5 protein-coding genes are annotated in these 5,958 nt (G+C 60.6%); 2 read left to right on the top strand and 3 right to left on the bottom strand.

Annotation, left to right across the window (positions count from 1 at the left end; translation table 11 throughout):
* Positions 1-737: 737 nt before the first annotated feature.
* Positions 738-2,894, top strand: a complete 2,157-nt coding sequence (locus GV044_RS16065; RefSeq protein WP_159872735.1) for an ATP-dependent RecD-like DNA helicase — start codon at positions 738-740, stop codon at positions 2,892-2,894.
* Positions 2,895-3,276: 382 nt separating this feature from the next.
* Here the strand turns inward: GV044_RS16065 and GV044_RS16070 are convergent, their stop codons facing one another.
* From GV044_RS16070 to GV044_RS16080, 3 genes are all read right to left on the bottom strand, one after another.
* Positions 3,277-3,675, bottom strand: coding sequence for a DUF427 domain-containing protein (locus GV044_RS16070; RefSeq protein WP_159872737.1), 399 nt, complete (start codon positions 3,673-3,675; stop codon positions 3,277-3,279).
* Between the two features lie 160 nt (positions 3,676-3,835).
* On the bottom strand, positions 3,836-4,210 hold the full coding sequence (locus GV044_RS16075) for a tautomerase family protein (RefSeq protein ID WP_159872739.1): 375 nt from the start codon (positions 4,208-4,210) through the stop codon (positions 3,836-3,838).
* 58 nt (positions 4,211-4,268) lie between these two features.
* Positions 4,269-4,967 carry a glutathione S-transferase family protein gene (locus GV044_RS16080; protein ID WP_159872741.1) on the bottom strand — a complete coding sequence of 233 codons (699 nt, stop codon included), beginning with the start codon at positions 4,965-4,967 and terminating at the stop codon, positions 4,269-4,271.
* Between the two features lie 48 nt (positions 4,968-5,015).
* Here GV044_RS16080 and GV044_RS16085 point away from each other — a divergent pair, with 48 nt between their 5' ends.
* Positions 5,016-5,660: a TetR/AcrR family transcriptional regulator gene (locus GV044_RS16085; RefSeq protein WP_236555030.1), complete on the top strand. Its 645-nt coding sequence runs from the start codon at positions 5,016-5,018 to the stop codon at positions 5,658-5,660.
* The last annotated feature ends 298 nt before the right edge of the window (positions 5,661-5,958 follow it).

The raw sequence follows: 5,958 nt of genomic DNA on the forward strand, positions 1-5,958 counted from the left end.
GGCGCGCGTTAGTCCTAGGTTGACCTACATATCGGCTTTACACGGTTGATTGGACGCCTAGCATTTCAGCTGGCTCTCACAAACGAGCCGCCGCTCACCCGCAGCGGAAAACTCCATTGCGCGGCCGTCGCTGCCGTTTGACCGTCACTGTTGCAAGTGGGAGGCGCCGCCGAGCTGGCCAGCGCCTGTTGCGCGACTGTCGCAGGCAATGTTTATCAGCCTCGCCTTCTGGTTCGCCGCGAGATCTGCGGGGCAGAGCTTGCGCGTCGTTGCGCATGAGCGATGGCCGATAGCGGCACACTGTCGTGAGCCGCCCAGAACTCGGCAAGGATGTCGCGCTGATCAGACGTGCTGGTGAGGCGGTGTGCTAGTTCTTGATAGCCTGACCGAGGCTGTTGGTGCGAAGAACGGTTTACAGTTATCTTGCTCTCAACGGCCTCGGTCATGCGTGGCAAACTCCCCCGTTTGCATTCTCTTGTCACCGGGCCAACTCTTATGAGCTCTAAGTGCCGGTGCTGATCTGAGCGGACGTTTAGCGCTTCTTACCGCAATGCTTCCAGCATGATTCTGCGTACGCTGACGTACCCAGCGGCTGCGGCCATGAGAGCGTATCACCGACATCTGCGCGCGTCCCGGCGCAATCGTGGTGTTAATCGACAGAGCGTTGTCCAACCACATCGCGCACGTATATTCGGGAGATGGCCCTCGGACCTGCCAACCAGACACAGCAGACAGGCATGCGGTCCCATAGCGACCAGATAGCCGGGTCGGTTGAGCGCGTCACGTTCCACAACGCGGACACTGGCTTTTGCGTTCTTCGGCTGAAGGTCAGGGGCCAGCGCGATCTTGTGACGCTTATTGGCCATGCCGCGGCGATTGGTGCCGGCGAGTACGTCGAGGCTAGCGGCGTGTGGCTGAACGATCGAAATCACGGCCTCCAGTTCAAGGCCGAGAAGGTCGAGGCGACTGTGCCCACCACGCTCAAGGGTCTGGAGAAGTACCTCGGGTCGGGGATGATCAAGGGCATCGGACCGGTCTACGCGGCCAAGCTGGTGGCGGCATTCCAGCACGATGTGTTCGAAGTCATCGAGAAGGAGCCTGAACGCCTCCGAGAGGTAACCGGCATTGGCCCGGTGCGTGAGGCCAAGATCATCAAGGGCTGGAGCGATCAGCGCGCCATCCGCGAGATCATCGTCTGGCTCTACAGCCATGGGGTCAGCTCGGCGCGGGCTGTGCGGATCTTCAAGACCTATGGCGAGCAGGCGATCGCCACGATCAAGGCAGATCCCTATCAACTCGCTCGAGACATCACGGGCATCGGGTTCAAGACAGCCGATGCGATCGCATCGAGCATCGGCTACGGCAAGGAGGATCCACGCCGTGTCCGCGCGGGTGTCAGCCATGCGCTGACCACTGCGATGCATGATGGCCATTGCGGACTCCCTCGGGACGATCTGCTCAGATCAGGCGCGAAACTCCTGGAAGTGCCCGAGCCATTGATCGAGCAAGCGCTGCAGGATGAACTTGCCTCTGGCGAGGTGATCTCAGGTGTGACGGAAGGGCGCGAGGTCATGTTCCTCGCCGGCCTATACCGCGCCGAGCAGTCGATAGCCGATCGACTGCTCCGATTGCGTGAAGGTCTGTTGCCATGGCCTGCCATAAACGCCGAGGTGGCGATCCCCTGGGTCGAGGGCAGAACGGGCTTGGAATTGTCACCAAGCCAGCAGGCAGCGATGCGCCTGGCGCTCTTGTCAAAGACTTGCGTGATTACCGGTGGCCCTGGTGTAGGCAAGACCACGCTGGTCAACTCGATCCTGAAGACCCTTGCTGCAAAGCGGGTCGTGATAGCTCTTGCCGCTCCGACTGGACGCGCCGCCAAGCGCCTGGCCGAGTCCAGCGGAATGGAAGCCATGACGCTGCACCGGCTGCTCGAAAGCGATCCAGGAGAGGGTGGCTTCAAGCGCAACGAGCATAACCCGCTCGAGTGTCAGCTGCTGGTCATCGATGAGGCCAGCATGATCGACGTGATGCTTATGCACGCGACCCTTAAGGCACTACCAGCTGGCGCCGCTTTGCTCCTGGTCGGAGACGTCGACCAGCTGCCGTCCGTCGGACCTGGGCAGGTTCTGAAGGACGGCATCGCGAGCGGTGCAGTGCCGGTTGTCCGGCTCACCGAGGTTTTCCGCCAGGCGGCTACAAGCCGCATCATCACCAACGCTCATCGGATCAATGCAGGAACAATACCGGACCTGTCGGCAAGGGGCGAAGGGGACTTCTTCTACGTACAGGCAGACGAGCCCGGGGAGGTTGCGGAGAAAGTGGTGGACCTTGTCTCCAGGCACATTCCCCGGCGCTTCGGCTTCGAGGCGGCGCGCGACATCCAGGTTCTCTCGCCCATGCAGCGGGGCGGAGCAGGTGCGCGTGCGCTGAACACGCTGCTACAGCAGCGCATCAATCCACCAACGGACGAGTTCGTCGAGCGCTTTGGCCAGCGATATGGACCCGGCGACAAGGTCATGCACATCGTCAACGATCGTGAGCGAGACATCTACAACGGCGACCTGGGCGTCGTCACCCGGATCGATCATCAAGAGGCTGAGCTTACGGCAATCTTCGGCGAGAACGAAGCAACCTTCGACTTTGGTGAGCTGGACGCTCTCCAGCTCGCCTACGCAACGACGATCCACAAATCGCAGGGGTCGGAATACCCCGTCGTCGTTCTCCCGCTGACGATGCAGGCCTACACCATGCTCGGCCGAGAATTGATCTACACGGCCGTGACCCGAGCGCGCAAACTCCTCGTCCTGGTCGGGTCGCGTAAGGCGCTCTCCATTGCGGTCAAACAGCGGCAGCCGCGGCGATGGTCACTCCTGCGAGAGCGGCTCTCGAAGTAGCGGCAGCGCTCCCGACGAGGGTTGTGGATCGTGCATTCGCGCCTTCAGGCGAGCAGGTAGCAGAGCAGCTACATGGCGTTGCATAATTTGGAACCTTGCTCCGCGTTCTCGCACTTGCAGCATGACGGTTACGTCAGCATAGAAGACGAGCCTTTCAGGCATCCTCTCCCAAACTTCATCAGGGCTGGTCTTCGGATCGGCCCTTTCTTTTCTCAGGGGAGCCAAGATGGTCCGCAACCGAGGCTGGCAAGTTGAACTGCGACCGCTCTTTGGAAACGTGCGGGCGGCCGGTAAGGTCAACAGCAGCCTCCGGTCGGACCTGAACGAATGAGCGAAGTTGGGGAGCCGATATGTGATCCTGAGCGTCCGCATCTGGGTCCGCTCAGACCTCAGTTCGTCCGGCTAGTGCGGCACCCTCTATTCTGTCGACCCGGTCGGGGTAGAAAGCGATATAGTCCCGAATGCTCCCAACGGCGTCATACGGCGCTTCGTAGGACCAGGCGACGTTCTCTATCCGCCGATTGCCTGCCATTGCATGGAAATAAGACGCATTTCCCTTGTAAGGGCAGTGCGTGCGATGATGGCTGAGAGCGAGATTCGTCATGTCGACATCATCACGCGGGATATACTGGACGGCAGGGTAATCGGCTTCCTGCAACGTCAGGGCACGCTCAGTTTCAGCAATGATCTTGCCACTCAGCTTCACCGTGACGCGACGCTGCTTCTGTTCGATCGTGATGAGGTGATCGGCCCGGGGCATCATGGGGCTATGGTCCGGCATCAGGTCCTCCTAAGGTTCAACGAAAGCGAGCGTACGGGTAGTTAGCGCAGCTCAACTCACAACAACGAGTGCATCGCCGTCTGGGTAGAGGACCTGCGCCGTTCGTGAGAGCCGCGAAGGTAGCTCCTCCGCCGCCCCCAGTGTTCTGCAATTTCCGTGATCACCAGGGCTGGCCGTCCCCGAATGACCAGTCCTCCTTTTCGACGAAAACCATGTTGATCATGATATCGTCGGGGCGGACCGACAGCTTGGCTTGGAGTTCGTCGGCGACGAACCGATAGAAGGCGAACTTCGTATCCTTCTTGTTGCCGACGGTGCTGGTGACCTGGATCAGGATGAAGTCGGGCGACCGGTTGAAGTCGAGAAATGTCGGATCATAGATCAGGTTGTCCGCGGTGTGCTCGCCGACGACCACGAAGCGGTCGCCATCGGGCGCCTCAAGGACATCGACGATGCCGCGATAGACGATGTCCGCCACAGCGGCGCGATATTCCGGGCTCTTGCCCTGGATGAGATCGATGCGTGCGAAAGGCATGATAGTCTCCTTTGGTTGGGTTGGGTTTGAACGGCCGCCGGGATCGTCGGCCGAACATTCATGCGCGGCTGTCGAGCTCGGCGACTCCGCTGTTCCGATCGGCATAGGCTGCGAGGAACGTCGCCCGCGTCTGCCAGCGCTTGAAGAAGGCATCGATGTGCTCGAAGCGCTCGTCGAGCGGCGTGGCGTTGACTGGGAACTTCGAGAAGGCGATCGCTGTTGCCAGCGTGATGTCCGAGAAGGTCGGCTCGTCGCCACCCAGCAGCCACGAGCGGCCGTCCGAGAGATGCCGGTCGACGAGCCCGGCGTGCGTCAGCGCTACCTTGCGTGAATGCTCACCCCAGGCGGGGTTGTGAGTTAACTCGAGCTTCGGGCCGAGACCCTGATGAAGAACGTGGAATGCAGTGACGATCGGATATAGAATGTGAACCCACACCCGATTGTCCCACATCTGGTCGAGGCCGCGCTCTTGCGGCGTCGCACCCATGATCTTGCGGCCCTCGAACGTGTCGTCGAGGTAACGCGCGATGGCGGACGTCTCGCTGAGGAAGGATCCATCGGCGAGCGCGAGGGTCGGCGTTTCGCCCCAAGCGTTCATTTTCAGGTGCTGCCAGCCACGCTGCTCGCCGACTGGCGTCATGTCGTAAACTGTCTCGGCAAAATGATCGGTGATGCCCTTCTCGTGCATGAAGATCCGCAAGCGCTGCGGGTTGGGGAAGGCGGAGGGAGAGGTGAAGAGCTTCAGCTTGTCGGTCATGGGATGTCTCGCTTCCATCTGGCTAGCCACCTGCCTGCCAGATGACAGGTGGCTAATTACAAGTCGAATCTTGCAACGTCAACCCCTGTCTGCCATATGGCAGGTGGAGGTTTGAAAATGGCAGCGACGATGAAAGAGAATGCGCGCGAAGCGATTATGCTGGCAGCGCGAGAGGCAGCGATGGCTCGGGGGTATGGCGGCATTAATTTCCGCGATATTGCCGCGACCGTCGGCATCAAGGCGGCCAGCATCAATTATTACTTCGCCAACAAGGCGCTTCTCGGTGAGGCTGTCGCACGCCGCTACTGGGAGGACATATCTCGCGACCTGCACGCGATCTCGGCCAATGCCGACACGCCATTGAACGCCCTCCGGCAGTACCCCGGAGTATTTCGCGCGTCGCTGGCTCGCGATAATCGCATCTGCCTGAGCAGCTTTATGGCCGCAGAATTTGACGAGTTGCCGGAGCCGGTGCTGAAAGAGGTCCAGGCTTTTGCCGATGTCAACGTGGCTTGGTTGAGCAGGGAACTCGTCGCCGCAAAGGTGGTCGGCCCGGACGAGAGCGAGGGGAGAGCCCGCGCAATCTATGCAGCAGTTGCCGGGGCGCAGATCGTTGCCCGGAGCCGCTCGAACATAGCGCTCTTCGACACGCTGATTGAAAGCTATAGGTCAGCCGGGCTTTTGCCAGCCTAGTCGTTGCGTACGATTTCGCATGCGACCAAAGCAATCGCCTGACCGGACGGCGCTGGGAGCGGCTTCGCACGGGAGCAGCCACTTTCGTCTGTTTACGGGAACGACGGGTACTCCCCCTTTCGGCCTCTTCATGCGCTCGACACCGACCCTGCAAAGCGCCCGTCAGTCCACATGAACATGGTGTAATCGCGGGGCGCGCTGCCACACAGCACGATCGGTGCTGATGCAGGTGGTTGTTCCCCGGTATGATGAAGAACGGGCTCTCGATTGGTGACCGGGCCCAGCATCAGCGGAGAAC

Origin of the sequence: Novosphingobium sp. 9U (assembly GCF_902506425.1) — a bacterium.
GTDB lineage: Bacteria > Pseudomonadota > Alphaproteobacteria > Sphingomonadales > Sphingomonadaceae > Novosphingobium.

Coding starts and splice junctions, on each gene's coding strand:
- GV044_RS16065 (WP_159872735.1), top strand. CDS start 738: ATGCGGTCCCATAGCGACCAGATAGCCGGGTCGGTTGAGCGCGTCACG.
- GV044_RS16070 (WP_159872737.1), bottom strand. CDS start 3,675: ATGCCGGACCATAGCCCCATGATGCCCCGGGCCGATCACCTCATCACG.
- GV044_RS16075 (WP_159872739.1), bottom strand. CDS start 4,210: ATGCCTTTCGCACGCATCGATCTCATCCAGGGCAAGAGCCCGGAATAT.
- GV044_RS16080 (WP_159872741.1), bottom strand. CDS start 4,967: ATGACCGACAAGCTGAAGCTCTTCACCTCTCCCTCCGCCTTCCCCAAC.